Source organism: Pseudomonas sp. 30_B (genome assembly GCF_017491605.1).
In the GTDB taxonomy this organism is placed as follows: Bacteria; Pseudomonadota; Gammaproteobacteria; order Pseudomonadales; family Pseudomonadaceae; genus Pseudomonas.
Map to the genome: position 1 here is coordinate 1 of NZ_JAFGYY010000310.1, position 456 is coordinate 456.

Sequence of the window (456 nt, forward strand, 5' to 3'; positions counted from 1 at the left end):
GGCCGCAGCCTCGTTCCCCATCTGCGCGGCGAAGGCGGCCATGACGAGGCGTTCGGCGAATATCTGGCTGAAGGCGCGATCGCGCCGATCGTGATGATGCGCCGCGGCAGCCACAAGTACATCCATTCGCCCGCGGATCCGGATCAGCTCTTCGATCTGAGGAATGATCCGCGCGAGCTCGACAATCTCGCGAACACGCCCGCCGCGGCAAAGCACGTCGCCGCGTTTCGCATGGAGCGCGTCGCGCGCTGGGATCTCGATGCGCTGCATCAGCAGGTGCTCGCGAGCCAGCGCAGGCGGCGCTTCCATTTCGAGGCGACGACCCAGGGGCGAATCCGGTCGTGGGACTGGCAGCCGTTCCAGGATGCGAGCCAGCGTTACATGCGCAATCACCTCGAACTCGACGCGCTCGAGGCAGCCGCGCGTTTTCCTCGTCCGCACGCATGACGCCGGGCG

General features: G+C 66.9%; 1 pseudogene. It reads left to right on the forward strand.

The annotated features are described in order from the left end of the window. Window positions 1-447: pseudogene (locus J5M67_RS28430) on the forward strand (choline-sulfatase); the annotation flags it as partial. Between the last annotated feature and the right edge of the window lie 9 nt (window positions 448-456).